This window comes from Shewanella sp. MMG014 (assembly GCF_018100775.1).
Classification (GTDB): domain Bacteria; phylum Pseudomonadota; class Gammaproteobacteria; order Enterobacterales; family Shewanellaceae; genus Shewanella; species Shewanella japonica.
In genome coordinates this window covers 206,709-233,685 of the sequence record NZ_JAGJDZ010000002.1, presented here as the reverse complement: position 1 = coordinate 233,685, position 26,977 = coordinate 206,709, and the positions used below count along the sequence as shown (strand labels likewise).

The 26,977-nt window shown below is 39.5% G+C and carries 27 protein-coding genes; 8 read left to right on the top strand and 19 right to left on the bottom strand.

The window, feature by feature from the left end:
- Positions 1–305: 305 nt before the first annotated feature.
- On the bottom strand, positions 306–890 hold the full coding sequence (gene sodB, locus J8L86_RS03975; RefSeq protein ID WP_065107969.1) for a superoxide dismutase [Fe]: 585 nt from the start codon (positions 888–890) through the stop codon (positions 306–308).
- A 237-nt stretch (positions 891–1,127) separates the two neighbouring features.
- On the opposite strand from sodB, the gene J8L86_RS03970 reads away from it, so the two are divergent.
- Positions 1,128–1,469, top strand: a complete 342-nt coding sequence (locus J8L86_RS03970; RefSeq protein ID WP_211028828.1) for a Grx4 family monothiol glutaredoxin — start codon at positions 1,128–1,130, stop codon at positions 1,467–1,469.
- A gap of 151 nt (positions 1,470–1,620) precedes the next feature.
- On the opposite strand, the gene J8L86_RS03965 is transcribed toward J8L86_RS03970, so the two are convergent.
- Positions 1,621–2,850, bottom strand: a complete 1,230-nt coding sequence (locus J8L86_RS03965; RefSeq protein ID WP_211028826.1) for a uracil-xanthine permease family protein — start codon at positions 2,848–2,850, stop codon at positions 1,621–1,623.
- Positions 2,851–3,055: 205 nt separating this feature from the next.
- Here J8L86_RS03965 and J8L86_RS03960 point away from each other — a divergent pair, with 205 nt between their 5' ends.
- Both J8L86_RS03960 and hda read left to right on the top strand, forming a co-directional pair.
- Positions 3,056–4,174: a DUF2066 domain-containing protein gene (locus J8L86_RS03960; protein WP_065107971.1), complete on the top strand. Its 1,119-nt coding sequence runs from the start codon at positions 3,056–3,058 to the stop codon at positions 4,172–4,174.
- Positions 4,175–4,326: 152 nt separating this feature from the next.
- Positions 4,327–5,037: a DnaA inactivator Hda gene (hda, locus tag J8L86_RS03955; protein ID WP_055023189.1), complete on the top strand. Its 711-nt coding sequence runs from the start codon at positions 4,327–4,329 to the stop codon at positions 5,035–5,037.
- Positions 5,038–5,150: 113 nt separating this feature from the next.
- On the opposite strand, the gene J8L86_RS03950 is transcribed toward hda, so the two are convergent.
- From J8L86_RS03950 to J8L86_RS03935, 4 genes are all read right to left on the bottom strand, one after another.
- Entirely contained in the window at positions 5,151–7,106 is a 1,956-nt protein-coding gene (locus J8L86_RS03950) for a hypothetical protein (protein WP_211028824.1), read from the bottom strand.
- Positions 7,107–7,339: 233 nt separating this feature from the next.
- Entirely contained in the window at positions 7,340–7,720 is a 381-nt protein-coding gene (locus tag J8L86_RS03945) for a DUF2069 domain-containing protein (RefSeq protein ID WP_065107972.1), read from the bottom strand.
- Positions 7,721–7,727: 7 nt separating this feature from the next.
- Complete coding sequence (gene arsC / locus J8L86_RS03940; protein ID WP_211028823.1) at positions 7,728–8,078, bottom strand: arsenate reductase (glutaredoxin); 351 nt, start codon at positions 8,076–8,078, stop codon at positions 7,728–7,730.
- 95 nt (positions 8,079–8,173) lie between these two features.
- Positions 8,174–9,604 carry a M48 family metalloprotease gene (locus tag J8L86_RS03935; protein ID WP_348772645.1) on the bottom strand — a complete coding sequence of 477 codons (1,431 nt, stop codon included), beginning with the start codon at positions 9,602–9,604 and terminating at the stop codon, positions 8,174–8,176.
- A 167-nt stretch (positions 9,605–9,771) separates the two neighbouring features.
- On the opposite strand from J8L86_RS03935, the gene J8L86_RS03930 reads away from it, so the two are divergent.
- A complete protein-coding gene (locus J8L86_RS03930) occupies positions 9,772–9,999 on the top strand; it encodes a sulfurtransferase TusA family protein (protein WP_055025992.1) in 228 nt (75 codons plus the stop codon).
- Between the two features lie 76 nt (positions 10,000–10,075).
- On the top strand, positions 10,076–11,161 hold the full coding sequence (locus tag J8L86_RS03925) for an AI-2E family transporter (protein ID WP_055025993.1): 1,086 nt from the start codon (positions 10,076–10,078) through the stop codon (positions 11,159–11,161).
- A 103-nt stretch (positions 11,162–11,264) separates the two neighbouring features.
- Here J8L86_RS03925 and J8L86_RS03920 read toward each other — a convergent pair whose 3' ends face one another.
- The 13 genes from J8L86_RS03920 to J8L86_RS03860 all read right to left on the bottom strand — a co-directional run bounded on the left by J8L86_RS03920 (position 11,265) and on the right by J8L86_RS03860 (position 23,578).
- Complete coding sequence (locus tag J8L86_RS03920) at positions 11,265–11,462, bottom strand: DUF2897 family protein (protein WP_211028821.1); 198 nt, start codon at positions 11,460–11,462, stop codon at positions 11,265–11,267.
- A 25-nt stretch (positions 11,463–11,487) separates the two neighbouring features.
- Positions 11,488–12,225, bottom strand: a complete 738-nt coding sequence (kdsB, locus tag J8L86_RS03915; RefSeq protein WP_055025995.1) for an 8-amino-3,8-dideoxy-manno-octulosonate cytidylyltransferase KdsB — start codon at positions 12,223–12,225, stop codon at positions 11,488–11,490.
- 74 nt (positions 12,226–12,299) lie between these two features.
- Positions 12,300–13,370 (bottom strand): 3-deoxy-alpha-D-manno-octulosonate 8-oxidase KdnB, encoded by a 1,071-nt coding sequence (gene kdnB / locus J8L86_RS03910; RefSeq protein ID WP_211028819.1) that lies wholly within the window; start codon positions 13,368–13,370, stop codon positions 12,300–12,302.
- A 94-nt stretch (positions 13,371–13,464) separates the two neighbouring features.
- Positions 13,465–14,649 carry an 8-amino-3,8-dideoxy-alpha-D-manno-octulosonate transaminase KdnA gene (gene kdnA / locus J8L86_RS03905; protein ID WP_055025997.1) on the bottom strand — a complete coding sequence of 395 codons (1,185 nt, stop codon included), beginning with the start codon at positions 14,647–14,649 and terminating at the stop codon, positions 13,465–13,467.
- A 347-nt stretch (positions 14,650–14,996) separates the two neighbouring features.
- Positions 14,997–15,611 carry a carbonate dehydratase gene (gene can / locus J8L86_RS03900; protein ID WP_055025998.1) on the bottom strand — a complete coding sequence of 205 codons (615 nt, stop codon included), beginning with the start codon at positions 15,609–15,611 and terminating at the stop codon, positions 14,997–14,999.
- A 234-nt stretch (positions 15,612–15,845) separates the two neighbouring features.
- Positions 15,846–16,733, bottom strand: coding sequence for an alpha/beta hydrolase (locus J8L86_RS03895; protein ID WP_211028812.1), 888 nt, complete (start codon positions 16,731–16,733; stop codon positions 15,846–15,848).
- A 92-nt stretch (positions 16,734–16,825) separates the two neighbouring features.
- Positions 16,826–17,524: a M15 family metallopeptidase gene (locus tag J8L86_RS03890; protein WP_065107976.1), complete on the bottom strand. Its 699-nt coding sequence runs from the start codon at positions 17,522–17,524 to the stop codon at positions 16,826–16,828.
- Complete coding sequence (gene dapE / locus J8L86_RS03885) at positions 17,518–18,648, bottom strand: succinyl-diaminopimelate desuccinylase (protein WP_211028810.1); 1,131 nt, start codon at positions 18,646–18,648, stop codon at positions 17,518–17,520. Before dapE ends, J8L86_RS03890 begins: the two co-directional genes overlap by 7 nt.
- On the bottom strand, positions 18,648–18,998 hold the full coding sequence (locus J8L86_RS03880; RefSeq protein WP_065107978.1) for an ArsC family reductase: 351 nt from the start codon (positions 18,996–18,998) through the stop codon (positions 18,648–18,650). Before J8L86_RS03880 ends, dapE begins: the two co-directional genes overlap by 1 nt.
- A 150-nt stretch (positions 18,999–19,148) precedes the next feature.
- Complete coding sequence (gene crr, locus J8L86_RS03875; RefSeq protein WP_065107979.1) at positions 19,149–19,658, bottom strand: PTS glucose transporter subunit IIA; 510 nt, start codon at positions 19,656–19,658, stop codon at positions 19,149–19,151.
- Positions 19,659–19,757: 99 nt separating this feature from the next.
- Positions 19,758–21,452 (bottom strand): phosphoenolpyruvate--protein phosphotransferase, encoded by a 1,695-nt coding sequence (gene ptsP, locus J8L86_RS03870; protein WP_211028808.1) that lies wholly within the window; start codon positions 21,450–21,452, stop codon positions 19,758–19,760.
- 11 nt (positions 21,453–21,463) lie between these two features.
- Positions 21,464–21,721, bottom strand: coding sequence for an HPr family phosphocarrier protein (locus J8L86_RS03865; protein WP_211028806.1), 258 nt, complete (start codon positions 21,719–21,721; stop codon positions 21,464–21,466).
- Between the two features lie 222 nt (positions 21,722–21,943).
- Entirely contained in the window at positions 21,944–23,578 is a 1,635-nt protein-coding gene (locus J8L86_RS03860; protein WP_211028804.1) for a methyl-accepting chemotaxis protein, read from the bottom strand.
- A 295-nt stretch (positions 23,579–23,873) separates the two neighbouring features.
- On the opposite strand from J8L86_RS03860, the gene J8L86_RS03855 reads away from it, so the two are divergent.
- The 3 genes from J8L86_RS03855 to J8L86_RS03845 all read left to right on the top strand — a co-directional run bounded on the left by J8L86_RS03855 (position 23,874) and on the right by J8L86_RS03845 (position 26,877).
- Positions 23,874–24,572, top strand: a complete 699-nt coding sequence (locus tag J8L86_RS03855; RefSeq protein WP_055026007.1) for a DUF3334 family protein — start codon at positions 23,874–23,876, stop codon at positions 24,570–24,572.
- Between the two features lie 87 nt (positions 24,573–24,659).
- The gene (locus tag J8L86_RS03850) at positions 24,660–25,694 is read left to right on the top strand and encodes a LacI family DNA-binding transcriptional regulator (protein ID WP_055026008.1); all 1,035 of its coding nucleotides are present in this window, start codon (positions 24,660–24,662) and stop codon (positions 25,692–25,694) included.
- Positions 25,695–25,998: 304 nt separating this feature from the next.
- Positions 25,999–26,877: a transporter gene (locus J8L86_RS03845; RefSeq protein ID WP_225442238.1), complete on the top strand. Its 879-nt coding sequence runs from the start codon at positions 25,999–26,001 to the stop codon at positions 26,875–26,877.
- The last annotated feature ends 100 nt before the right edge of the window (positions 26,878–26,977 follow it).

Below are 26,977 nucleotides of genomic sequence, written 5' to 3'. Positions count from 1 at the left end.
AAAGTATGTGATAGCGCATGTTTGGTTTGTTTTTACGGTGACATTTGACTGTCTTAAATGAGTAAATAAACCCACTTGCTAAATTAAGTCTAGGCTAGAGATTTGAACTTGGCGAGAAATTAGAAATAAAAATTATCAATAAAAACAATGATAAACAGTTGCAATTGCAACTGTTGCAAAAGTTTTATTTAACTATAAATGCGTTTGGTATTAGATGGGTAAATGAAAAATATCTCATTTTGAGTAATAAAAAAGGAGCCATTAGGCTCCTTTTACTTCATCTCAATTGTTACTTTGTGGGTAGATTAACCCGCGAAGTTTGCGTTAACGAAATCCCAGTTAACAAGTTCCCAGAACGCAGCCATGTAGTTAGGGCGAACGTTACGGTAATCGATGTAGTAAGCATGTTCCCAAACATCAACTGTTAGTAGTGATGTTACTGACTCGTCAGTTAACGGAGTAGCAGCATTGCTAGTGTTAACAATAGAAACAGTACCGTCAGCATTTTTTACTAACCAAGTCCAAGCGCTACCGAAGTTGTTTACAGCAGAATCTGTAAACTTAGCTTTGAACTCTTCGAAAGAACCGAAAGCTGCGTTAATTGCATCAGCGATAGGACCAGTAGGTGCGCCGCCAGCATTTGGAGCTAAACAGTTCCAGTAGAAAGTGTGGTTCCAGATTTGAGCAGCGTTGTTGAACATGCCACCAGTAGAAGTTTTAACAACTTCTTCTAATGTTTTGTTAGCAAATTCAGTACCTTCAACAAGACCATTAAGTTTAACAACGTAAGTGTTGTGATGCTTACCGTAGTGATATTCAATAGTCTCTTCAGAAATGTGTGGTGCAAGTGCGTTCTTAGCATATGGTAATGCTGGTAATTCGAAAGCCATTATTATCTCTCCATGGACATAGGTTATCGTTATTGTATGAGTACCACTTAGGCATCATTGCTCTGCCGACATTGTACTTAAAATTTTTGTGATGTGAATCATTGTTTGATGAATAATGTCGATAGACGCAATCTAAAAAAGCTATTTTTATTATAACCCTACAAACTGTGGGATTTTGTTATTGAACTAGCTCGCGTACAATAGTCAAAGATTATCAAGTTGCACTTAGGAATTACAATGGAAACAGTAGACAAGATTAAACAGCAAATCAGTGAAAACCCAATCATCGTATACATGAAAGGATCACCAAAGTTACCTAGCTGTGGTTTTTCATCGCAAGTTGCACAAGTCATGATTAACTGTGGTGAGCAGTTTGCATTCGTTGATATTTTACAGCATCCAGATATTCGTGCTGAATTACCAAAGTTTGCTAATTGGCCAACTTTCCCACAATTGTGGGTAGAAGGTGAGCTAATCGGTGGTTGTGACATCATCACTGAAATGTACCAAAAAGGTGAATTACAGCCAATTATTAAAGAAACTGCTGATAAGTTCCGTACTGAAGAAGGCGCTGAGTAAGCTTCAGATTATGCTATAGCCCGCACTATTGCATAAATTATAGTTTCTATGCTTGGTTCATATCGGTTGCCGTTATTAACCAGATACAAAAAAACCTAAAGTGTTTTCACTTTAGGTTTTTTATTGTCTATTTTACTGTTTGTTTTCTCTTTTATGACGCTTTAGTTGTTTCGGGGGTTTTAGGTAAAATTAGGTTCATTACAATGGCAACTAAGCCACATAAACTTATCCCAGTTAAACTAAATTCTCCGATACCGAAAGCCATACCACCAATACCAAATACTAATGTCACTCCCACAATACTTAAATTACGTGGTTCGTTTAAGTCAACTTGGTTACGAATTAACGTACCGAGTCCCACGGCTGCAATAGAACCGAAAAGCAAACACATGATGCCGCCCATCACGGATAATGGAATGGTTTGCATGAGCGCACCTAATTTTCCTATAAAGGCTAAACAGATAGCGGTAATCGCTGTCCAAGTCATAATTCTAGGATCGAAGTTTTTAGTAAGCGTCACTGCACCAGTCACTTCTGAGTAGGTTGTATTCGGTGGTCCACCAAAAGCAGACGCTGCCATTGTTGCAACACCATCACCAGTAAGCGTGCGATGTAACCCAGGTTTCTTCATGTAATCTTTGCCAGTTACGTTAGATATTGCTAACAGATCACCGATATGTTCAACCGCAGGAGCAATAGCAACTGGGATCATAAAGAGGATGGCTTGCCAGTGAAACTCTGGTGCGACAAAATTTGGCATGGCAAGCCAAGCAGCTTGATGAACCGGGGAGAAGTCTACAATTCCGAAAAATAAACTAAGACCATAACCAACAAGAATACCTGCTAGGATTGGCATTAATTTCAATACCCCTTTGGCAAATACTGCTACTGCGACTGTGGTTGCCAATGACATTAATGCAATAAACAGTGCGATGTTAGGCTCGACCAGCACTGTACTCCCATCGCCCGTTTTACCCAATGCCATATTCACAGCCATAGGTGCAAGGCCTAAACCGATAATAATAATCACTGGACCGACAACGACAGGCGGTAAGAGTTTATGAATAAAACCGCTGCCTTTCACTTTAACTAAAGCACCTAAAATGACATAAACAAAACCTGCAACCATCAGCCCGCCCATGGTTGCAGGTATTCCCCAGGTTTGTACGCCGTACATAATCGGGGCGATAAAGGCAAAGGATGATGCGAGAAATATTGGAACTTGTCTTTTAGTGATGACCTGAAAGATTAGGGTACCGATACCCGCAGTGAAAAGGGCAACACTCGTATCTAAACCACTCAGTAATGGCATCAATACTAATGCACCAAAGGCCACAAATAACATTTGCGCACCTTGTAAAGGAATGAATAAACGGTTCATAAGCCGGTAGGTATCCTGTCTCGTTTTAATTATTCAGTAAGATAGGCCATAAAGGGGTAAATGTCTGTAATACAAATCAAGTTTAATCAGAGTTATTCGAATAATTTCAATAATAAATCTGCTTATATTGTCTTGGTTATCTCATTCTAGTCATAAAAATAATATGCTACACTTCTGATCATTATTACTTTTTTATGATTTTTATATGCCAAAATTTTTATTACAAATTTTGTTATTTGTCCTGCTTTCAGTAGGATTAACAACAAGTAGCATGTCTGCTGAAGTCGGCTTATTAGATGAAGCGGATATTGTTGTCTCTTCACGTGCTAAATCTGAACGTCAACAAGCATTAAAAACGGCACTTTCCGCTGTATTTGTAAAAAATTCCGGTTTACCTTCTGCAGTTTCACATCCATTAGTAAAGGCTCAGATTAACCAGCCTGAAGTGTTATTGACTCAATATGGTTACAGTGAAATTGACGATGAGTTAGTCCTAAAAGCTAACTTTGATCATAAAAGAATTATTTCAACACTTCGCCAGGCTGAGTTACCTGTTTGGGGCAAGCAACGTCCTTTAACCCTATTGTGGGTGTCAATCGAAGACAATGGCGAGCGTCATATCTTGTCTGACATTTCTGATATGGATACTCGTACTCAAATTGAGCTTGAATCAAGCAATAAAGGCATTCCAGTCATTTTGCCTTTGATGGACTTAGATGATGTGATGAAAATCAATGTTTCTGACGTCCGAGGTATGTTTACTGATGTTGTCTCTGAAGCCTCAAAGCGTTACCGCGCAGACTATTTTGCTATTGCGGATATGGATCAAGTCGGTGGATTTGTTCGCTTTCAAGTTTCGTTATTTGATAAAGAAAGTGACTCTGCTGTAATGCAACCGCTTATTCACCATCAGGCTGAAGTGCTTGATTATGAAACGGCTACTAATCAAATATTATCAACACTTGCCGAGTACTTTGTTAGCCAATATGCCTTTGCTGATAGTGGTAATAGTGCAACGACACATTTGTCGTTAGTTGGTGTCCAAAATATGGCTCAGTTAGTCGAGATTGAAGCTTATTTAAACCAATTAAGTGCAATAAAATCTGTCAGTTTACATCAGTTTAAAGCTGATACAGTGACTTATAAATTATCACTATTTGGTACTGCTGATGATTTACAGAAATTACTGAATATCAATAAAAGATTGACCCAACTTGATACACTAAATCAGTCTGAACCCGTTGACGCTGTGTTACCAAACCCAGAATCAGAGGAAGACTTTAAGACGGAACTAACAGAAACATTGATTTATCAGTGGCATTAAGCGTTAACAATTGCTGATTTATTCAGCGTTGAAGTGGGAAAGTTGATCTTAGTGTGTTTAGGGAACCTTTAACGCTTAGTTATTCAACAGCAGTTATTAACTTGGCTGTGTTATACTTTACTTTGCTTGTTTTATTATTAGAGAATTTTTGAGTGACCCAAAACTCACCAAAACAATTATCATTGCCTGTATATTTACCTGACGATGAAACTTTTCAAAGTTATTACCCTGCAGTGGGGAATGATGAATTGATTCAAAAACTGCAAGCGACTGCAGAGGGCAGTTTATCGTCAAGTATGTATTTGTTTGGACCGGTTAAGTCAGGTCGTACACATTTGATGCACGCTGCTTGTGCCCATGCCAATGAGCTTGATAGACGAACCCTGTATATTCCCTTAGGTATTCATGCCAGTATTTCTCCTGCTTTGTTCGAAGGTGTGGAATCGCTACAATTAATTTGTATTGATGACATCGATGCTATTGCGGGTCACCCTATCTGGGAAGAAGCGTTATTTCATTTATACAATCGTGTCGCCGAGCAGCCTGACTGTCGATTAATTGTTAGCGGCAGTTCATCTCCCACAGAAGCTGGCTTTGCATTACCAGATTTAATATCTCGAATGCAGTGGGGGCTTATTTATCAATTACAGCCCATGGCTGATGAAGAAAAGTTAGTCGCACTCCAACGCCGTGCTGCAATGCGTGGATTGCAATTATCTGATGAAGTCGGGCGTTTTTTGTTAACTAGAATGGCACGCGATTTACGTACCTTGTTTGATGTATTAGATAAGTTAGATAAAGCCTCGATGGTACATCAAAGAAAATTAACGATTCCATTTATCAAAGAAATGCTGAGACTATAATAAAAAATTTCAGCCACTAGCTTGTCATTGTCGATGTCATTTTTTACGTAAAAAAGCCACCATTTAGGTGGCTTTTTATCATTGTATTGATTTTAAATTAACTCGTAACATATTTATTGACGAATGAGTGGTGGCAGTTTTTTATGCTCTCTGCCCATTTGAACTGGACGACGTTCAACTTCAGTCGATATTGCCTCAAAGCCGCTCACTCTTGCTGGGTTACTGGAATTTACTGGCGTAATGGCAATATTATCATACCAATTTATCCCAGCAGTCATATTAATGGGTTCAGGTAGTGCATTAAGCAGTGTTTTACCGTCAACCTCTGGCATGATTTCATCAATAACGAAGGCTGCTCTATTTAACAGTTCAGCTGAGCCAACTCTGCCACGTTGTCCCCAATCAACGATTAAGTCCGTTGCATCAGTTACTGCAACATCACGTTGGATTTGATATCTATGACTCATGAAGGATTCTTCAAACAGCATTGCTGCATCCTCACGAGTTGAAGAGTATGCATAAAAGTCATTTGCATGATCTGTTAAAAAGAAGCTGGTAATGTCGCTCGGTAAATAGGCTTTTTGGGTTGCATTAGCGTCAGTACCTTGAAAGCTAACACTGGCTAAACCATACATTTCACTGCTGGTGAGTGGGTCGACATTTTGAAGTTGGTCTGACACCAATGAATTACTATCGGTTCTTCGATAAAAGTCATCAATGAGAGTTGGCCCTATTAAAGTGTCATGTACTGAGCGAGGGAAAAAATCATTCGCATGAGCTAATTCATGATATAGCAAACTGGCTAGACTGGGGGTGATATCTGTAATGCTACGTGTTTGGCGCTTTGTTCGCTCAACACTGGAGTATGCGTAATCATTATCCTTTACATATCGCCAAGGCATTCTAAATTGTAACTCATTACCAAAATCACTACGGTAATCTGGTGCTTCGTTAATTGAATCTCGTTGCTCTGGTGTTAACCATAAATATTCAGGATCTAGGTAAATAGCGCCTGTCGCAACCCAATAAAATGACGGTCTAACATCGTAGCTTATTACGACGGCTGTGACTGATTGTAACAGTTTAATAAAATCACTATTGGGGTCAGCTTGAGTTAAAAATGTTTCGAAATTTTTACCCATCCAATCGTGTGAAACAACAACACGATCCATCACAGAACTGATGTTTTCAGCATTATTCATTTGGCCAATTAAAGGTAAATCTACAATCTCACAAGTTTGCTGTAATTGAGTTGAGTAAACACATGAACTGGCAATATCTGCATAACTTGATTCAGTATTATATGAATAAGTTCGTGCTACAGGTTGATCAAAGTAAGGCGAGGTAATTGATGGTTCATTGGTTACCAAAACAAACACTTCATCAGATAAACTCTGACCAGAAACTTGACCCGTTGCTTTTAAACCAATAATGCTGTCGGTGCTGACAGTTGGAGCGGTAAACAGTGGACGTTCTTCGTTGGTTAAATCAAGGTTGATTTCTTGTCCAGAGAAGTAACACCACTCAATATCATTTGCGACTTGGCCATTGATCCGCTGTAGTCTCAAACTCACGCCGTTACCTTCTACGACTTGATGGTCGCTATTGATGTTTAATTGGGCAATAGCAACGCCTGCATCAATATTGACAGTTTCAGTAAGCTCGGTTTGATTGCCTGTAACAGTAACTGAAAAAGAATAACTGCCTGGTTCAGGTATAACAAATGATAGCAAAGGGCTGTTTTCAGAAACCGTACTAATGATAGGGCCTGATAGTTGTTGCCACTTGAAGTTCATTCCAGATGACTGACCAGCGCTCATGCCTGCGATAATTGTTGCTGATTGCCCAGCCGTGTATTGCTGCTCAACATTAAAAATCAGATTTGATGCCGTTTCGACTTGAACTAAGCCTAAACTGGTTTCACAAGCGTTAATTGGCAGTGAATTGTCAGGGGTTCCATTACTTTCTGAGTCACTAGATGAACCTCCACAGGCGGATAAAACTAATGCTGTCATACTCACAGCGAGTGTTGAAGATATTGAAAGCGAATTAATAGGGCCAAGTTTCATGCACAATCTCCGTTGCTTATTACTACTTACTTCGACGACCTTTTAAGCGCTAAAGGCTAGTGCAAAGTTATTATAATTCACTATAGCATGGGAATTAAGTTACCTAAAGATTGTGTTAACCCATTGGTAACTTTAGTGTAAATATATATTCACTTATAAAATAAACCGAGATACTTGGAATAAAAATAATAAAAAAGCGCCATGAGGCGCTTTAAAAATCAACTATGACGATGTTATTTGTCTTGTTGGGATTTTTTCTTTAAGCCTAAGCCTAACTCTCTACCGCGTTTACGGGCATAAAACGGAAAGCCTATGAGTAGGGCACTAATTAGTAATGACTCAATAATGGCAAAGTATAATGCGTCTTCTGTGACCCAGACTAAAGTTAACCCATGTAATAGGTATAAGCAGAGAATGAAACTCGCCCAAGCATAAGTATAAGGCTTGCCTGTTAGGATCCCTTTAATAGGGAGCAATAGAGGAACAATCCATAATAAGCTAAACGCCATTGAATATACGCCACTAAGACCTTGTTGAATAAACCAACCTGTTAATAGCATTAGCAATGCAACATATCCTAGCCGGCACAGCTGAAACAAAGAATGTGTGCTCATGATGATCCTATAAAATCGCTAGTACATTTTCAGGCGGTCTGCCTATTGCCGCTTTGCCATTTGCAAGCGCGATAGGGCGTTCAATCAGTTTTGGTGTTGCAACCATCGCTTGAATTAGTTCTGCTTCAGTGAGCGCTGAGTCTGCTAAATTCTGTTCTTTATACTCCGTTTCTTTAGTTCGCATCAATTCGCGCGGAGTAAGATTCAGTAATGAGAGAATTTGTTGGATATCTTCAACTGTCGGCGTTTGTTTTAAATATTCAACAATTTGAATAGAGGCATTATTTTCTTCAAGTAATGCAAGTGTTTGACGGCTTTTTGAACAGCGAGGGTTATGGTACAAAGTCACAGTAGTCATGGGCTTCACTTCTATTTATATTTTGGCGACAGTCTAGCAAAGAATCTTTCAAAAAGTTAGCCACTTCTAATGGAAGTGGCTAATTCATTTAGCGGTTATTTTAATGCGTCTAATGAGCGTTTAGCTTGTCTAAATTGCCTAATGCGAGCTTCAATTCTGGCAATCTGTAAAGCTTGCCCCTCTGAATGACGATAAGCATAATTAAGCTGGTCTATGGCGCCATCATAATTTGCTGCAAGTGCCATGGCTTCTGCATTGCTGTAGTGTTCTAGGGCTTTATTACCTAATTTACGATAAGCCTGTGTCATGATTTGATAAGGCAAGGTATTTTGTTTGTCGAGGAAAATTAAATCTTCTAACAAAGGAATTGCTTTTCTAGGTTGATCGGCTTCTACATAAATATTCGCTAAATTGGCAGCAATGACTGACGATGTTGGTTTTAATTTAAGGTGATGATTAAGCATTGCAATGGCTTCATCATAATCGTCTTTTTGTGCCAATAAATCGGTTTTGGTATCGATATAGAACAAGTTATTTTTATCTTGTTCTAATAATTTATCAATGATCTGCTCTGCTTCGTCAAAACGTTTAACTCTGAATAAAGCCAGTGCTTTACCATACTCAGCAGCACTCTTAAATGTGTAGGTCTTTTTACGCAATTGATCATCAAATAAAGACATTGCGGCTTGGTCGCTGTAATTTGAAAATCTAACCTGTATTCTTGCTTTTGCTAGTTGGTAATTAAGCTGATCTGGAATATAGCGATGAGGATATTGCGCTGCACGATTTCGAGCATCCGTGATCCGAGATTCAGGTAATGGGTGAGTAAGCAACATTTGTGGTGGCGTACTCGTAAAACGATATCGAATGGCCAGCTTTGAGAAAAAATCAGAAGCGCCGTTAGGGTCAAAGCCTGCATCAGCTAAAATTTGCATGCCGATTCTATCTGCTTCACGCTCATGTAATCGAGTAAAGTTAATTCGAGCTTGAGTCGATAATGCTTGCGTGGTTGCTAGTGCTGCCATACCTGCTTGTGGGGCAGCAATTGTTAATAAAATAGCGCCTAACATACCAACAATTGTTGCTGTTGAGCTTTTGTCTTGAGCTTCTAATGACCGAGCTAAATGTCGTTGGGTTACGTGAGTTATTTCATGGGCAAGAACCGAGGCTAGCTCACTTTCTGTATCGGCATGTAAAAATAGTCCTGTATGAACCCCAACATGACCACCAAAAAAAGCGAACGCGTTAATTTCATCATTTCTCAGTAAAAAGAAATAGAAAGGGGTTTTTACCCCTGTTGCGTGCGCAACTAGCTTATTTCCTAGCTCTGATAGGTATTGATTTAAGACAGGATCACTAATAACTGGCGCCGAAGAACGAATGACACGCATGTAGGCATCGCCATATATCATTTCTTTTTCAAGGCTGAAGGTATTAACTGCGGCAGTGCCAAGATCTGGAAGGTCATTATTGGCGAAACTTTTCGCAACTCCTGCCGTCAGTACTAAGGAGACTGCAGTAGTGATAACACCTTTGGAAAACTGAGAAAACGATAATTTGCGCAAATGAAACCTTTATTATAATTATTTCAATAGGGTGGTGTGTAAAATGACAATAATACTCACACAGTTTGGCTTGTGGTTTATCTTCCTTGCTAGGATAATAGCCAGAGAATATGTAAAGCAAGTTTAGAATGAAAATTATTGATTTAACTGCTCATCATTGTCCTTATCCTTTAGTGCAAATCAAGCTCGCATTAAAAAAAATGCAGCCTGGAGAATTGCTCGGGATTAGTATCTCTGACTCTGGTTCACGTCGAGATGTTCCGCCATTTTTAAAAAAAATTGGTCATCAGGTTGAGATTACTGATGATAACCCAAAAAAGCTATCGATGGTCATTACGAAAGGAAACACTTTCTAAGTTTAATTATGTGTATAGTTAACTTAATATCATTAAATAGTGAATTCAAAGTGCGACATTTTTTTAGGTATTTTACATGCTCTCTTATTTAGGCGATTGGTATAAAGCGAGATTCAGTGACCCACAAGCTATCACGCTTTTGTTTATCTTACTTGGAATTGGATTACTACTGTATTTTGCTGGTGGCTTGCTAGCGCCTTTATTGGTCGCATTAGTTTTAGCGTTTTTGCTTGAGTGGCCAGTGGCTCAAATTTCTCGTTTTGGCATTAATCGAAGTGTTGGCGCCTCGTTAATTTTAGTTTTATTTATCGGCTTGATGGTGTTGATCGCATTTGGTTTAGTGCCAAGTCTATGGCGACAAGGTATCGCTTTAGCCACTGATTTACCTGTAATGATTGATACAGGCATGCAATCTTTAGTGTCACTGAGTGAAAAGTACCCACAATACATCAGTATTGAACAAATTGATGCGATGGTGATTGAGCTTAAAAAACTACTGGATACTCAGCACTTGCTGGATATCGGTAAGCAACTTCTGGGCTATTCAGCATCTTTACTTGTGTTAATGGTGTACGTCATTTTAGTTCCTTTACTTGTGTTCTTCTTTTTAAAAGACAAAGAACAACTGATTAAAAGCAGCAAACGATTTTTCCCTAATAACCGCGATTTAGCACGTAAAGTCTGGTTTGAAATGGATCAGCAAATCTTTAATTATATCCGCGGTAAAGTGATTGAAATTGTCATTGTTGGGGCAGTGAGTTATATCTTTTTTGCCGTTATGGGCTTGAGGTATTCAGCACTTTTAGGTGTGTTAACAGGATTATCAGTGTTAATTCCTTACGTTGGCGCCACTTTAGTGACTTTACCCATTGCACTTGTCGCTTTTGTTCAGTGGGGTGTGAGCCCTGAATTTGGTTATGTGATGATTGGTTATGGAATTATTCAGGCGCTTGATGGTAATGTCTTAGTACCTATATTGTTCTCAGATGCTGTTGATTTACATCCTGTACTTATTATTGCCGCGGTGTTGGTTTTTGGAGGCTTATGGGGTGTTTGGGGAGTCTTTTTTGCGATTCCATTAGCATCGCTAGTTAAAGCGGTTATTAATGCTTGGCCAGACAGCCAGCCTGCTGAAAGCGAACCCATAGTCAAGGCCGATTGAGCCAACGTGTTTGCACTCATAACGGCCTTAACAATCGAATATAAAAAAGGTGACATAATGTCACCTTTTTCTTGGGATACTTTTACTGATAGTGAAGATAATATTACTTATCTTTTTGAGTCTCTGAATCTGATGCTGAATGCTCAGTGTTAGATTTGCCTTGGCTGTCAGTAGGCTTTTTAGGATCGCCAAACTGCGGCATTTTAAATTTAGCACTGTATTTCAATACGGCTAAATTACTCGCAATAATACCAACCACCAAAATGATAATGATCCAAACTTCTAATCCAGATAAATCCATAGTTGCCTCAAATTTTGATGTTCAGTTAATCAACAGCTAAACGTTGTTCACATTTACGAATATCTTCAGGCGTATCTACTTCAGGCGAATCAAATGCACTGATTGCAACCTTAATCTTGTGACCGTACTCAAGCGCTCGAAGTTGCTCTAATTTCTCTAAGTCTTCTAATCTACCTAGAGGAAGCTTCGCAAAAGCATTTACAAAACGGCGAGTGTAAGCATATACGCCTAAATGCTTGTATACTGGATAGTCGTCTGTATCTCGACCAAACGGAATACAAGATCGAGAGAAATACAAGGCATTAAACTCATTGTCGAATACCATCTTCACGTGAAGTGGGTCATCTCTTTCTTGCTTATCGATGATTTCAAAACCTAAAGTCGCCATTTCAAACTCACCTGGGTGACGTTCAAACAAGCTAATGATTTGTTCAATTGAAATAGGATCAATTAGCGGTTGATCACCTTGAAGGTTAATGACTAAATCGTCATCATCAAGACCCAATTGACTAATGGCATCATTGATACGGTCAGTACCCGACGCAGCTTCTGGGCTTGTCATGACGACTTGTCCACCAAATGATTCAACCGCTTCTTTGATACGGTCGTCATCTGTCGCAACGTAAATATTATCTAATCCTTTGGCTAATGATGCTCGCTCAAAAACGTGCTGGATCATTGGCTTACCATTAATAGGTGCTAGTGGTTTGCCAGGAAAACGGCTAGAACCATATCTAGCAGGGATTAAAAGGGTAACTTTCATTAAAAAAACCTACTTATCATTATTCGATAAACAAAAGGGCTCAAAAGAGCCCTTAATTATAGCGAGGGGGCCGATTAAATACGACGGAAAAGTTTAGTCAGCATTTCGTCTGTTACTTTCTCTTCCCAGCCTTCGCCATAAACATTGTCCCATAATGGACCCATGCTCTTAGTTACAGCAACCATTTTAGCAATGGTTTCATCTGGTAAGTCTTTACAGATATTCTTAGGTAAAGTGATGTTGTGAACTTCCATCATTTTACGGAACTCTTTAACGCCTTCAGGGTAAAACTCTTCAAGTACGTCAAATGCTAAACAGTTACCTATACCGTGATGGTAACCCAACACGTAACCTAGACCATATGATACCGCATGACATGCACCTACTTGGCTGTATGCGATGCTCATGCCACCCATGTATGAAGCCATCATGAGTTTGTCATCTTTTTCTTCATGATTGTCTAAGAACACTTCGCGGCATAAATCCATTGATTTTTCAGCAAATGCTTTAGCAAATTCATTTAAGTAAGTGCCTTCTAATGACTCAACACAATGGATATAACAATCCATGCCTGTGTAGAACCATTGATCAGTTGGTACACCAGCAATTAACTCTGAATCCATGATAATTTGGTCAAACACAGTGTAATCTGAGTTCAAACCTAACTTACGTACTGGACCACAAAGTACAGCTGTACGTGATGCTTCTGCACCAGTACCTGATACAGTTGGAATACCAATATGATGAATAGCAGGGTTCTTAATTAAATCCCAACCTTGGTATTCAGCACTACCGCCTTCATTGGTCAGCATAAGTGACACAGCTTTAGCTAAATCAAGTGTTGAACCACCACCTAAACCAATCACACTTACAGGTGCTTTCGAATTAAATGCTTGAACTTGTGCGGTTAAGTCATCAACTTGTTTCGTTGTCGGTTCATCATCTACATTCACGTAGATTAATAAATCATGGTCCTTTGCAGGGACACGGCCTGCAAGTGACTTATCTTGATGCACATCATCAACTAAAAAAACCACGAAATCGTTAGCTTCTTTACGCTCTTCTGCAAGTACGGCATCAAGTTGAGCAAAAGAACCGCGACCAAAAATCATTTTTGGCACACACTTAAAATTTTTGAAACTCATTACAACATTCTCCGTTGAGATTAGTACTGTAAAAAGTACTATTGAGCTATTACTTGCTTGGTAAGCTTTAGCTCAATAGAAAGAGTAGGATTAATTATGCAAAAGCACGCTTGATGTTTTCAATACGTTGAGCAATTTCTTCTTCTGTCCAAGATAACTTGATTAACATAGAGATAGTACGGCTCATGATTGCATCAGACTTTGGCGTTTCCACTTTAGTGTAATCTGGACGATCTTGAATTAATGTGATCGGTAAAGCAGCTGGCGATTTAAGCTCTTGAATATGCTTCCAGTTGTTTAAGTAGTGCCAGTTGTTAACATACCAATAGAAACAACCATCAACGCCGTTCTCTGCTAACTTCTTGTTGATTTCAATTGTGCGCTCTTCGGTCGGCATTAAGAAGGTTAAGAAACCTGCTGAGTCACCTTCAGGATCAGGGATTTCTCGGAATGTGACTTCAGGAATTTCGGCCATTGCATCTTTGATTAGCTTTTTATTAGTACGCTGGATATCAATAATTTTATCAAGCTTACGAAGCTGTGCCAGACCCATCGCTGAGTTCATTTCTGAGATGCGGAAGTTCAGTCCCATGATAGGGTGGCCTTCAGCGCCGCGATCATTACCAACATGGTCATGACCGTGATCTGAGAACATGTGCGCATGGTTATAGATGGTTTCATTGTTAGTCATGATAGCGCCGCCTTCACCACAGGTGATGGTTTTAACAGAATCAAATGAATAACAACCAACATCTCCGATTGTGCCTAATGCTTTACCTTTGTAGCTGCCGCCGATAGCTTGACATGCATCTTCAAGGATCACTAGGTTATGTTTTTTACATACCGCTAAAATTTCATCCATTTTAGCCATAGAACCACACATATGAACAAGGTTAATTGCTTTAGTGCGTGGAGTAATTGCAGCTTCAATGCCTTCTGGTGATAGACATAGTGTTTCATCAATTTCAGCGAAAATAGGTACGGCACCAGCCATAAATACTGCTTCTACAGATGCAACAAAAGTAAACGGTGGAACAATAACTTCGTCGCCTGCGCCAATACCTGCAGCAGCCATTGCCGTTTGTAATGCAGCGGTACCACTAGAAACAAGATGCGCATGTTTTGCGTTCATCTTTTCACAAAGAAGCGCTTCCATTTCACGTGTTTTCCAACGATCATTACGCATGTGATCGAAGTTGTAGCGAAAGGTAAAACCGTTTTCCATCACGTCAGCGACTTCTTGCTTTTCCTCTGGTCCAAATAATTCAAAACCTGGCATGGAAATTATCTCCTAAAAAATGCAGTGCGCGAGGTCGCGCTAAATAAACCCGAAGATTATAACTGTGTTAGGCAACTAAATGCATTAACAATATGACCTTATCTGAGCGAAGTAGGTGAGTTTACTTGCCCAAGAATGCATAAACAGCTAAACCTTCTCTATTTCGATTAATATTTAACCGGCGTTATTAAAGATTGATGTTGTTCAATAATAGCTAAAGATGACAAATTTGAAGGGGTTTATTGAGTATCTAGCGATACGAGAGGGTTAAATAACAGGCAAACAAGTCCATATACCTATTATTGCAAATGTGTAAATGGACGTTGAGTTTGCTGTATGATTGATTATTAGGCTTTATTGTCAGCATGCTCACTTGATACCGTGACATCTAAATCAGTCAATAATCCATTATTAATGCCGTAGATCCAGCCGTGAATAGCCAGTTCTTGACCACGATCCCATGCATCTTGAACAATTGAGGTGCTACTGACATTGGCGACTTGTTCCATCACATTTAATTCGCACAATCTGTCGAATCGTTTTTCGTCATCAAGCTGCTCTAAATCGCTACGGTGAATACGATAAATATCTTTTAAATGTCCCAACCAGTTATCAATTAAACCAAAGCGCTCAGTAGTCATTGATGCTTTAACACCACCACAACCGTAATGACCTACCACCATGATATGTTTGACTTTTAGTACTTCAACCGCATATTGAATAACTGACAAACAGTTTAAGTCGGTGTGAATGACCATGTTAGCGATATTACGATGAACAAAGACTTCGCCTGGCATTAGGTCAATAATTTGATTTGATGGAACACGGCTATCAGAACAACCTATCCACAAATATTCAGGGCTCTGTTGTTGTGCTAGCTGTTTAAAGAATTCAGGGTCTTCTTCGTTAATGCGTTCGGCCCAGCGGCGGTTATTATCAAAAAGTGGTTTAAGTAATTTCATCGTGTTTGGTAGACCCTAATAAATAAAAGTATGCTAATTCAGATTCGTAAACTGTCTGATTAATATCATTTTTAGAGTATATCAGTATTTATTGTTATGCTGGTCTATCCATTCGTAATAGATTGAGAATACTGATTTAGAAATAGCGAACTCAGCCACTACAGCTGAGTTCTTAAGCCTATTTGTCATTGATTGACGAGTGTGAGGCACTAGCGTACAAGACTAACCGTTAGGTTAGCTTTCGAAAAAATTGATCAAATGTTGATTTACCATGGCAGCCTGTTCAACATTTGCTAAGTGACCTGCTGCAGTAAGTTGTTTTAAGGTACTTCCTGTAATGCAATCCTGCATCAAGTAAGCTTCTAAAACTGTTCTTAACTTGTTTTGCTCGCCAACTAAAATGAGGCAAGGCAAAGTTAATTGCTCCGCTAACTCGAGTGTGTCTCGCTTGTATAAAAAAAGTGGCGCCATCAATGCAAGTTCAGCAATGTTCTTTGGGCTGAGATTTTGAAGCGCTTGAGAAAACCTTTCTGGGGTTAATGAGTTATTCGTGTTTGCATCACTGCTATTATCCGAATGACTCGCTTTATTGTTATGGCTCTCAATTGCAAGATTAGCGAAATACTGCTCTGTAATAAGGTCAGCCATCTCTTTAGAGCAGCTTTGTTGTTGACTAATTTGATCAATCCATTGCTGATATTTGATGCAGTTAACTTGTGGCTCAAAACCAATAAAGCCGTTCGCCATCACCATTTTTGTAACTGATGTGGGCGATATCAATGCCATCTCTGCGGCAATTGCACAACCTGAACCGTTAGCAACTAATCTGAACTGGTTAAGGCCAAGTGATGATAACAGTGATAAACATTGCTCAGCGATGGTGACCAGTGATGTTGTTCCCTTAGGCATAGGATCTGATTGACCATGTGACCATAAATCAATGGCGATACACCGATGTTGTGATTTAAGCGCATCGATTTGAGCTTGCCACATACTACTGTCTGTTAAAAAGCCATGAATGAATACAATAGGTTGTGAATCTGTATTGTGTTTATCACTATCTGAGTAATACATAGATTGGCCATCAATTGTGGCAGTTAAGTCATGTAGCGGCTTTGTCATGTGGTTCTCGATGTTTTTAGCGATAGTGTTTGGTTATTTGAATACGGCCATGAGCAGCTATCGTTACTGGAATCAATAAACATTATCAATGGTTATTGATTTGGCGGCTGCGCAACGTAAAAAACATATTCTTCTACAAGTTTATCTAGTCTTTTAAGTAGCGCAGATTGTAAAGCGATTTCTGATTGAGACAAGAGCTGTCTTAAAGATTCTACCTGATAATGTGACATAAATTGCGACGATTCTGGATAATAACTTAAATGCCAAGGCTCTGGGCTAACACCACTCTTATTAGGCTGGTACGGTAGGTAGAAACCAAACTCATGGGCTTGTTGCGTTAACCAACTGGCTAACTGAGCACATGGTCCATTGCCCGTATATTCATCCGTAATCAAAGCTAAGTCAGCTTTTTGGATATTGTTGGCATCAAATATATCGATATCAGTCCCCCAATGATGGCGGGAGGCACCAGGCAAGGCTGACCAGGTTAAAATACAATCTATGAGTTCATTTTCTGAAAGACATTTGCTATCAATAGGTTGGTTATTAATATCGAGTAGTACTCGTTTACCATGAGCTTTAGCATTCCAAATTGCCATTTGCCTATTAAAATCACGATAGGCGGAGCAGATTTGAATATTAATACCTGAATCTGCCGCATGCTTTTGTAACCGCTGAAAAGCTGCAGCTGTTTTTTGAGTTAGCAGAAATTGATCAAAAGAGACAAGATGCTCAGCATCCAGCCCATAAAGAGCCGGATGAGCAATACTTTTGAGCGAAGAGGTTAGCAAAGGAGCTTTTCCAGAATAGACTCGTAACATTTGGCCAATAGTTCAAGATCTGAGATTTTTACACACTCATTCACTTTATGAATTGTCGCATTTACCGGGCCTAATTCAATAACTTGAGCACCCGTGGGGGCGATGAATCGGCCATCTGAGGTGCCACCTGAAGTTTGCGGGTCGGTTTCATAGCCTGTGACTTCAAAAATAGCGTCTTTCGTTGCGTCCAGCAATGGGCCATCCCCAGTCAGGAAAGGAAGACCATTAAATACCCAATCGATATCATAATCGAGCCCATGGGCGTCAAGTATGTTTAGTACACGTTTGATTAATTCATCGGCTGTGACTTCAGTTGAGTATCTGAAGTTAAACATCACCTGTAAATCACCAGGGATAACATTAGATGCGCCTGTACCGCCGTTAATATTTGCTATTTGAAAACTGGTTGGTGGGAAAAATTCATTACCGTTATCCCAATGCATTTGCGCGAGTTCAGCAAGTGCTGGTGAGGCTTTATGAATAGGGTTATCAGCAAGGTGAGGGTAGGCAACGTGTCCTTGAATCCCTTTCACCGTTAAATTACCGGTTAAACTACCACGACGACCGTTTTTAACCACATCACCTAACTTATGAGTCGATGAAGGCTCACCAACCAGTGACCAAGTAATTTTTTCATTACGAGCTTCAAGGGTATCAATGACACGAGTTGTACCATTAATAAATGGACCTTCTTCGTCGCTGGTAATTAAAAAAGCTATGGAGCCATTATGATCTGGGTGTTTTGCCACAAAGCGTTCTGTAGCAATAACCATAGCTGCTAATGATCCTTTCATATCGGCTGCGCCGCGACCATGAACATAATCATCGATGACAGTTGGTTCAAATGGTTGAGTGTGCCATTTATTTAAATCGCCTGTGGGAACAACATCAGTGTGTCCAGCAAAACAAAAAACGGGGCTTTTAGTGCCTTTTCTTGCCCACATGTTGGTGGTGTCTTCAAATACCATTGATTCAATGTTGAAACCAACAGCAGATAACCTATCGGCCATCAAAGTTTGACAGCCTTCATCAAGTGGCGTTACTGACGGGCGTGCGAGTAAATCTTTAGTGAGCTCAAGTACTTCCTGGGTCATTAGTTAAACCACGCTTGATAGTCTGCAGCTTTGAAACCGATTAATATTTTATTATTTGTTATTAATACAGGACGTTTAATTAGCGTTGGAAACTCCAGCATCAGCTCGAGCGCCTTTTGCTGATCAATATCGGCTTTTTGATCATCGGTTAAATTTCTAAAACTCGTGCTACGTTTATTAAACAGTAGCTCCCAATCACTTAGCTCAAACCACTGGTTGATAATATCAGCTGTGATACCATCTTCGCGGAAGTCATGGAAGGTGAATGGCTGATTTTCTGCTTCTAGCCATTTACGTGCTTTACGCACTGTATCGCAGTTTTTAATACCATAAATAACACTGTTGCTCATGGGGTAATGTATTCCTTGAATTAAGTTATTGTTACGCAATGCAATTATTGCTTTTCATCTATAGCTGGATATTGCACTACGCTCTGTTCAATGATGGGTTAAAGCAAGCCTGTTTTTAGCTATAACCCATATCTACAATGTAAATCGAATTTAAAGCTCAACGGTAAAAATGACACTTTTACCAGCTGTTACAGGACCTTGAGCTTTCACTAAGTATTGAATATCTTCCATGTTGGCAAGTACAACTGGGGTAAGTAGACTCTCTACTTGATCGGTTAAGTAGTCTAAATCGAATTGTAATATCGGATCGCCAACTTTAACTTGTTGTCCTTCTTCAGCGAGTCGCTTAAAGCCATTGCCTCTAAGCTCTACTGTGCCGACACCAAAATGAACAAATAATTCGAGCCCTTGAGGGGACTCAATACTGAAAGCATGATTAGTTTCAAAAATTTTGCCAATTGTGCCATCAATAGGCGCTAGAATTAGCTCGCCTGTTGGGTTAATTGCTAATCCATCACCGACAATCTTTTCAGCGAATACTACGTCGGGTACTTTTTCAATGTCTACTAGGTCGCCAGAAACAGGCGCAAAAATTTCAATGCCGCCAGTTAAGGTCGGCTGCCCAGATATAAGTCGGCGAATACGGCTTAAAAATCCCATGAGATATAGCCTCTTTTTGTAATGTTATTATGGTTTTATTCTAGTGCTGTCTGATTTTTTTATAAACAATAATTATTGTTTTCAAGTAAATTAGTCAAATTAGCTGAATAATTGATTAAGTTGTTCAATATGGCTAAACCCTAATGCTTGTTGGGCTTGCTGATAAAATTGTTGGTATTGACCATTACAAATGGTCGCTTTTACATCCAATAAGCTGGCAGTATTAACACTGAGCTCATCAATTCCTAGACCGACGAGTAAACTAATTAATTTCGTGTCACTGGCTAATTCGCCGCAAAGGCACACTTTTGTTTGGTGTATTTTACAGGTGTCTACAGCCATTTTTATGAACTTTATCATTGCTGGAGAAACTGGCGGATAATCATTAACTAGCACGGGATTACCGCGATCAGCTGCTAGAGTATATTGGGTTAAGTCATTACTACCGATACTAACAAAATCAAGTCGTGGCAGTAGATGCGGTAAATTTAACACTGCTGCTGGTGTTTCAACCATGATGCCGATATTAAGATCACCAAAGCCTTTTTCTTCTTCAATTAACTGTTGTTTGCACCAATCAATTAATTCTAGCGCGAACTCCAACTCTTCAATTTGATTAACCATTGGGAATAGTAATCGAATACGTCCATGATTTGCTGCGCGAAGTACTGCTTTAATTTGAGTCGTAAAAAGGTGTTGGTGCTGTAAGCTATACCGAATACCACGCACGCCTAATGCCGGGTTATCTTCATATTGTTGAGTAAGGCAAGGGATTTCTTTGTCCGCTCCGATATCAAAGGTACGTATGGTAAGGACCTTGCCATTTAAGCTATGTAATGCATCGCAGTATTGTTTGAACTGCTGTTTTTCATCTGGAACTGAGTCGACTTGCATAAGTAAAAACTCAGTCCTAAATAACCCAACGCCAGCAGCGCCGCTGCGCTCTATCTGAGTGAAATCACTCATGCTACTTACGTTGGCAAGCAAACAGACAGGGTGGCCGTCTCGGGTGACACTGGGTTTATCAACATAATGTAAAAGTGCTTCTCGGCGTTCTTTTTCTGCGGTGGCTTTTTGCTCTAGTTGCTGCTGTGTTTCAGCAACGGGATTAACATGTAATTCACCACTAAAGGCGTCTAAAATTAGCGGGGCACCATCTTGAATGTCATAGTCATCGAATTGACAACTTAATAACGCAGGTATCCCCGCAGCTTTGGCCAAAATAGCGGTGTGGCTTGTGAGCCCGCCAGTTTTAAGCACAATGCCTTTTATTTTGTTAAGCGGAATGGTGGCAAATTCTGCAGGTGTTATATCCTCAGCCAACAAAATACTATTATCAGTGAGTTTTGATACATCCCATTGAAGCGTACCATTGACGGCAGACATTAATCGCTTACCTAAACAAATTACATCATTACTACGGTTAGCGAGATAAGGATCGTCTAGCTTGGCTAGCTCTTCAGCATGTTGCGCAAAAATCCGTTCAATGGAAACAACGGCAGAGAAACGAAATCGAGTAATATATTGGGTGAGTTCATCAGCTAAATCTTCATCTTCTAATAGCATGATATCAGCATCAATTAGATGAAAATGGTCGCTTTCAGTATCAAGGTTAACTTGGCAATGCTTGAGGTGTTTTGCCAAAAAATCTATGGCTTTAATGGCTTTGTCACATTCACTTTTAATTGACGCAACAGGCAGTAATCGGTAATCAACATGTTGATGATGCAAATTGATATGAACTGCTTGTCCAAAAGCAATTCCTGGTGACACTACGATTCCTGTTAAAGCCATAAACTATCCTGTTAACTGAGTGTAATTAGCAATTCAGAGACGGTTTCTACCGCTGTTTCTGCCTGTTCTCCTTCAGCAAATACCTTAACCGACTGGCCTTGATATAAGCCAAGAGTTTGCAATTTAAATAGACTTTTGGCGCTTGCTTGTTTCCCATTACATTCGACAATGACGTCACAGTCAAAGTTTTTTGCTGCTTTGACTAATAATGCAGCAGGTCGTGTGTGAATTCCGTGAGGGGCAATAATGGTAACAGTCTTTTCGTACATCAACAGGTAACTCTTAATAATGGGCTTGCGAAGTATGATACCGCAAAGCTTTTTAGGCTGACAGAGGCTTTACGTGTTAAGGCTTATTTGAAGATGAATTTTACGAGGTCATTTAGGAGAGCGACAAGAGATATACCAGCATTAACGCCACAATGTGGCGCTTGCTGATATAGAAAGGTGACTTATTTATTACTAATACGTTTGGATTTAGTTGTCATTACATTAGCTGGTTTTAAATTGACCTAGTGTCTCAGTAACAGTTTGGCTAATCGTTTGTAATGATTGCGCTGCTTCAGAGTTTGTTTCATTGGTTTTTACAGCTATTTCGGTCAATTCAGAAATTCGGGTAATGTTGCGGTTTATTTCTTCAGTGACTTGAGATTGCTCTTCTGTGGCACTGGCAAGCTGAGTATTCATGTCACTGATATTAGCAATAACGGCGAGTATCTCAGTCATGGCATCTTGTGACTGTAACGCCTTAGATTGCAATTGAATCGATTGTTCCTGGGTTTCAGTATTACTTTTGATAACAGACTCAACGCCGTTATGAATATCAGTAATGATTTTATTAATTTCATTGGTAGATGCTTGGGTACGTGTTGCTAACGCTCTTACTTCGTCAGCAACGACAGCAAAACCTCGGCCATATTCACCTGCTCGTGCGGCTTCAATTGCTGCATTTAGTGCTAATAAGTTGGTTTGATCTGCAATACCACCAATGGTATCTAGTATTGTACTGATTTCTACAGAAGACTTGCCTAGGTCATGTGTGGCGCTTTCTGCATTTTTTAACTCATTTACTAACTGATCTGTTTCATGCACAGTCTGCTGCATAAATGCGTGTGATTGCTCGGCTTGCTGTTTAACATTGTTAGCACCATCAGCGGCTTGATAAGTGTTTTGCGCCATATCATGGGTAGTCGCTAACATTTCATTGACCGCAGTAGCAACACTTTGAGTTTCACTATGGATCAACTCAGAGCTTTGATTCGACTCTTCTACAGCCACTAATAAATGTTGTGCATCATTATCTAGATCACGGCCAAGTGGTTTTAAATCCGACACCATGGCTGAAATTTTGATCACAAAGTCATTGAACGCATCGGCCATTTTAGCCACTTCATCCTTACCACTGTTATCAAGTCGCTGTGATAAATCGCCTTCGCCTTTAGCAATATTCTCCATTGCTGCAATTGCTGCATTAATCGGGGAGGTAATCGATACATTTAGTAATAAGAAGAAAGTAAAGATAGGAATAGAAATCAACATCATAATAATCAGATAATTGATAACAACACTTCCCATGCTATCCATGACGTCGGTCGCACTGGCATGGGCAATAATTGTCCAGCCCCATTCTGGGTAGAACTGGGCGCCTGCGAGAATAGTTTCAACGCCAGATGTTGATGCAATATTATCTTTATATTCAACGTGACTTGTCGTTGTCGATTTAGCTTGTCTGGTCAGTTGCGCAAACGGTTTACTACCATCAGCGGCAATATATTGCTCAAAAGAGCGGCCTTCTAGGTTTGGACTTTCAGGAAAGCTAATAATGACATTTTGATCATTGATAACAACATAAGCGTCGTTGGAGCCATAACGCAGTTGAGAAATAATATTAAGAATGTCTTGTTGTTGCTGTTGGTCAGCAGATTGGGGTAAATCAGCTGATAGCGCGCTAAGCATTGAGGTAGCGGTGCTAACTTGCGCAGCAATTTGAACTTGCTTCTGTGCAATTAAATTATTGTATTGTTCGTTAATTGAAAAGCTGGCAAAGCAAACGGTTCCTATTGCTGCCAGGGCGAGCATTATGATCAGGCGCTTTAAGATAGTTAACTGTCTGAGGAAAGCGATCATGTTCGTCCTTAAAGAGAGTAAGTTCAATGTATTGCGCAAATATAGACAGAAACAGTTCCAGAAAGAACTGTTTAATAGTTGATATGTGATCTATTGAAAGGTTTTTACAAAAAGATACATATGTTGAGTGGAGTTGGCCCACAAATAAACGGCAAAGAATATACGTAATATCAGCTTGTTAGTGTAACGCTTGTTAGCTTGATTGTTTATTTTTGATAATGAGATGTTTAGGCTTTGATTTATTACTCGTTAAGCCTCAGAATGAGGGAAAAGTAAAAACTAGGTATACATTGTTATGGATTCAGTTCAAGTTGTTACAACAGATGATATTTTACTCAAATTATGTCACTCGGTTTCCCACGTTCTTTCAAGCACTAGCGACAGTCAAGTTACCCATGCCGGTATGGTGCAAAACATTACACGTACATGTTTAAAGCCTGATCTAGGGTGTTTTTCAATTTTTGATGGCGGGTTTTCTGGTTTAGTGGTGATTAACTTTTCCAAAGAAGCTGCAATAGAAATATACCGTCGATACATGATAAATATGGGGATGCCAGAGTCAGAGCTTGCTTTCTCACACACCTCTGATGACGTTGGTAATGTCATGGGGGAGTTAATGAATCAAATATTAGGTGATTTCATTAAAACTGTGTCTAAAGAATTACAAACATCTATCAGTCAAAGTCAGCCGAAAATGTTGACCATTAATAAAGAGTTAACTATATCGATTGATACTAATTTAGATGAAGCAGTATCAAGAAGAGTGTCGTTCAAAACGGCAGATAATCATATCTTTTACTTAGAATTTGCGATGGATAAAACTGAATTCATTAAATTAAAAGAGTTTGAATTAGATGAAGAATTTGACCCAGACTCATTAATTGAAGCACACAGAAATACACAAGGCGAAGCTGATAAATCAACTGCAAAAAAAGACCCAGCAGTCGTGGTTGCTGATGATGCTGACGACTTACTGAGTGAGTTAGGATTATAAAAGAAATTAAACGGTGAAAAGAAGCGTTATTTTAGGTATAAACAATACGTGAGTATCTAAAATAACTATAAAAAGGCCTGATGCAAAATGACATCTAAAGCTACCTCAATTGATATCGCATACCGTGCTGGCGTATCTCAATCTACTGTTTCTAGAGCGTTGAGAAATAGTCCACTTGTAAACTTGGAAACGCGGCAACGTATTCAAGCTATTGCCAAAGAGTTAAATTACAAAGTCGATAAAAACGCCAGTAATCTTCGTACCCAAAATAGCCATACTTTAGCGCTGTTAATTTGTGAAGATCCCACAAACGATGAGTCGTTAATTAATCCTTTCTTTTTATCTATGCTTGGTTCAATCACCCGTGCAACTGCACAGCAAGGGTATGATTTACTCGTTTCATTTCAACAGCTTTCGAGTGATTGGCATGCAGATTACGAAGACAGTAATAAAGCTGATGGGATTATTTTATTAGGTTACGGAGACTACGTAGACTATGAACATAAGCTGCAAAAGTTGTTAGAACAAAATACCCACTTTATTATTTGGGGGGCAGAACATAATAACAAAGAAGTGCTGTCCATCGGTTGTGATAATCACCAAGGCGGTGTTATCGCCACAGAGCACATTCTCTCATTAAACTTAAAGAATATTGCTTTTTTAGGGGATGCATCAGAGCATAGCCCTGAGTTTCGAGACCGTTATTTAGGTCATGCCGAAGCGCTAAAAAAAGCGGGTATTAAACTCAATAAAAAATGTCAATTTGATGCCATTAGCACTGAAAGCTCAGGTTTTGATGCTGCAATGAAATTATTAGATAGCGGGCATCAATTCGATTCAATCTTTGCTGCCAGTGATTTAATCGCCATTGGTGCAATAAGAGCACTTAAACAGCGCGGCGTTAATGTACCAGAAGACATTGCCGTTGTTGGTTATGATGACATTCCGGTTGCAAGTTTTGCAAACCCTGCGCTCACCACGGTCAAACAAAATACTAAACTGGCAGGTGAAATTTTAGTTGAAAGTCTTTTGAAATTAATTCGTGGTAAGGACGTTGGACCGCAATTAATTCCGACTAATTTAGTGGTTAGGCAGTCGTGCGGTGGCGTTGATAAGTCGTAACAAATAATGACTTTGGTTTATGTTAGCCACCTTATGATAGTCACTTTATGTTAACCACCTTATGTTAGTCACCTTATGTTAGTCACCTTATGTTAGTCACCTTATGTTATACAAAGTGCGGTAATCAGTGCCGCATTTTGTTTTGTGACATTTGCCACGTTAATGACTATCACTTAAGTCTTTGTTTCTTATGTAAGTCTGTTTTATATCTGTCATTATGGAAAATGCTTTGTAATTTATGAAGGAATTAACCCGATTTAATCGATGTGCATTCACTTTGCTTACAAAGTTTAGCAAAATAAGTTTGTTAGGCATTACAGCGCTGTTTTGGCATACCCAAGTGTATAGCCAAGATCTTGAACCTCGCAGTTATACCAATATCCCTATCGACATGCATTTTCTAGCCCTGGGCTATCTGCACTCAGAAGGGGCCTTATCGCCATCACCTTCAGTTCCACTCAAAGATGCACATTTAACGTTAGATGCTGCCGTGCTTGGTTATGCGCACTCATTTGCGCTAGCGGGTAGTTCATCAAAATTTGATATGTCCTTATCTCGCATTTGTATGGCAGGCTCAGCGAATTATCAAAACGACATTGTTGAAGCTGACAGATGTGGTTATGGCGATCCTAAAATGCGTCTGACTTGGAATTTTTATGGTGCACAAGCATTACAAAGGAAAGATTTTGCCAAATCTAAAGATGGATTAGTTGTTGGCTCAAGTTTGCAACTTAGCTTGCCATTAGGAACCTATGATGAAGATAAACTGATCAACGCTGGTGCCAATCAATGGGTATTTAGACCAGGAATAGGGATGTCGTACCGAGTGGGTAATTGGTATTACGATGCCATGACGTCAATTCGAATCTATAGTGATAATGATGAGTTTTACAATCAAGTGTCACTTGAGAAACAAGCACAATACACGTTTCAAGCTCATGTCATATACAGTATAGGACCAGGGCAATGGGTGTCATTGAGTGGAAATTACTTTGTTGGCGGAGAAACCAGCAAAAATGGAATTGACGCTGATGATGCTGAGGACAATTCACGTTTTGGACTGACGTATTCACTTGCCTTTAATCAACATCATAGTATGAAGCTTTATGCCAGTACGGGCGTGATCACACGCATAGGGAATGATTTCGATACACTGGGATTAGTCTGGCAATACGCTTTTTAATCGCTTTGACGAAAGTAAAACGTCGACTTGAGCTATCGTTAAGCAATATTAAGCTTAGGTTTTAACCTTAAAAATACGATTAACATCATTAATCGCAACC

Bases quoted from the DNA above. Each gene is read 5' to 3' on its own strand.
- sodB (WP_065107969.1), bottom strand. From the start codon at position 890: ATGGCTTTCGAATTACCAGCATTACCATATGCTAAGAACGCACTTGCA.
- J8L86_RS03970 (WP_211028828.1), top strand. From the start codon at position 1,128: ATGGAAACAGTAGACAAGATTAAACAGCAAATCAGTGAAAACCCAATC.
- J8L86_RS03965 (WP_211028826.1), bottom strand. From the start codon at position 2,850: ATGAACCGTTTATTCATTCCTTTACAAGGTGCGCAAATGTTATTTGTG.
- J8L86_RS03960 (WP_065107971.1), top strand. From the start codon at position 3,056: ATGCCAAAATTTTTATTACAAATTTTGTTATTTGTCCTGCTTTCAGTA.
- J8L86_RS03950 (WP_211028824.1), bottom strand. From the start codon at position 7,106: ATGAAACTTGGCCCTATTAATTCGCTTTCAATATCTTCAACACTCGCT.
- J8L86_RS03945 (WP_065107972.1), bottom strand. From the start codon at position 7,720: ATGAGCACACATTCTTTGTTTCAGCTGTGCCGGCTAGGATATGTTGCA.
- arsC (WP_211028823.1), bottom strand. From the start codon at position 8,078: ATGACTACTGTGACTTTGTACCATAACCCTCGCTGTTCAAAAAGCCGT.
- J8L86_RS03930 (WP_055025992.1), top strand. From the start codon at position 9,772: ATGAAAATTATTGATTTAACTGCTCATCATTGTCCTTATCCTTTAGTG.
- J8L86_RS03925 (WP_055025993.1), top strand. From the start codon at position 10,076: ATGCTCTCTTATTTAGGCGATTGGTATAAAGCGAGATTCAGTGACCCA.
- J8L86_RS03920 (WP_211028821.1), bottom strand. From the start codon at position 11,462: ATGGATTTATCTGGATTAGAAGTTTGGATCATTATCATTTTGGTGGTT.
- kdsB (WP_055025995.1), bottom strand. From the start codon at position 12,225: ATGAAAGTTACCCTTTTAATCCCTGCTAGATATGGTTCTAGCCGTTTT.
- kdnB (WP_211028819.1), bottom strand. From the start codon at position 13,370: ATGAGTTTCAAAAATTTTAAGTGTGTGCCAAAAATGATTTTTGGTCGC.
- kdnA (WP_055025997.1), bottom strand. From the start codon at position 14,649: ATGCCAGGTTTTGAATTATTTGGACCAGAGGAAAAGCAAGAAGTCGCT.
- can (WP_055025998.1), bottom strand. From the start codon at position 15,611: ATGAAATTACTTAAACCACTTTTTGATAATAACCGCCGCTGGGCCGAA.
- J8L86_RS03895 (WP_211028812.1), bottom strand. From the start codon at position 16,733: ATGACAAAGCCGCTACATGACTTAACTGCCACAATTGATGGCCAATCT.
- dapE (WP_211028810.1), bottom strand. From the start codon at position 18,648: ATGACCCAGGAAGTACTTGAGCTCACTAAAGATTTACTCGCACGCCCG.
- J8L86_RS03880 (WP_065107978.1), bottom strand. From the start codon at position 18,998: ATGAGCAACAGTGTTATTTATGGTATTAAAAACTGCGATACAGTGCGT.
- crr (WP_065107979.1), bottom strand. From the start codon at position 19,658: ATGGGATTTTTAAGCCGTATTCGCCGACTTATATCTGGGCAGCCGACC.
- ptsP (WP_211028808.1), bottom strand. From the start codon at position 21,452: ATGGCTTTAACAGGAATCGTAGTGTCACCAGGAATTGCTTTTGGACAA.
- J8L86_RS03865 (WP_211028806.1), bottom strand. From the start codon at position 21,721: ATGTACGAAAAGACTGTTACCATTATTGCCCCTCACGGAATTCACACA.
- J8L86_RS03860 (WP_211028804.1), bottom strand. From the start codon at position 23,578: ATGATCGCTTTCCTCAGACAGTTAACTATCTTAAAGCGCCTGATCATA.
- J8L86_RS03855 (WP_055026007.1), top strand. From the start codon at position 23,874: ATGGATTCAGTTCAAGTTGTTACAACAGATGATATTTTACTCAAATTA.
- J8L86_RS03850 (WP_055026008.1), top strand. From the start codon at position 24,660: ATGACATCTAAAGCTACCTCAATTGATATCGCATACCGTGCTGGCGTA.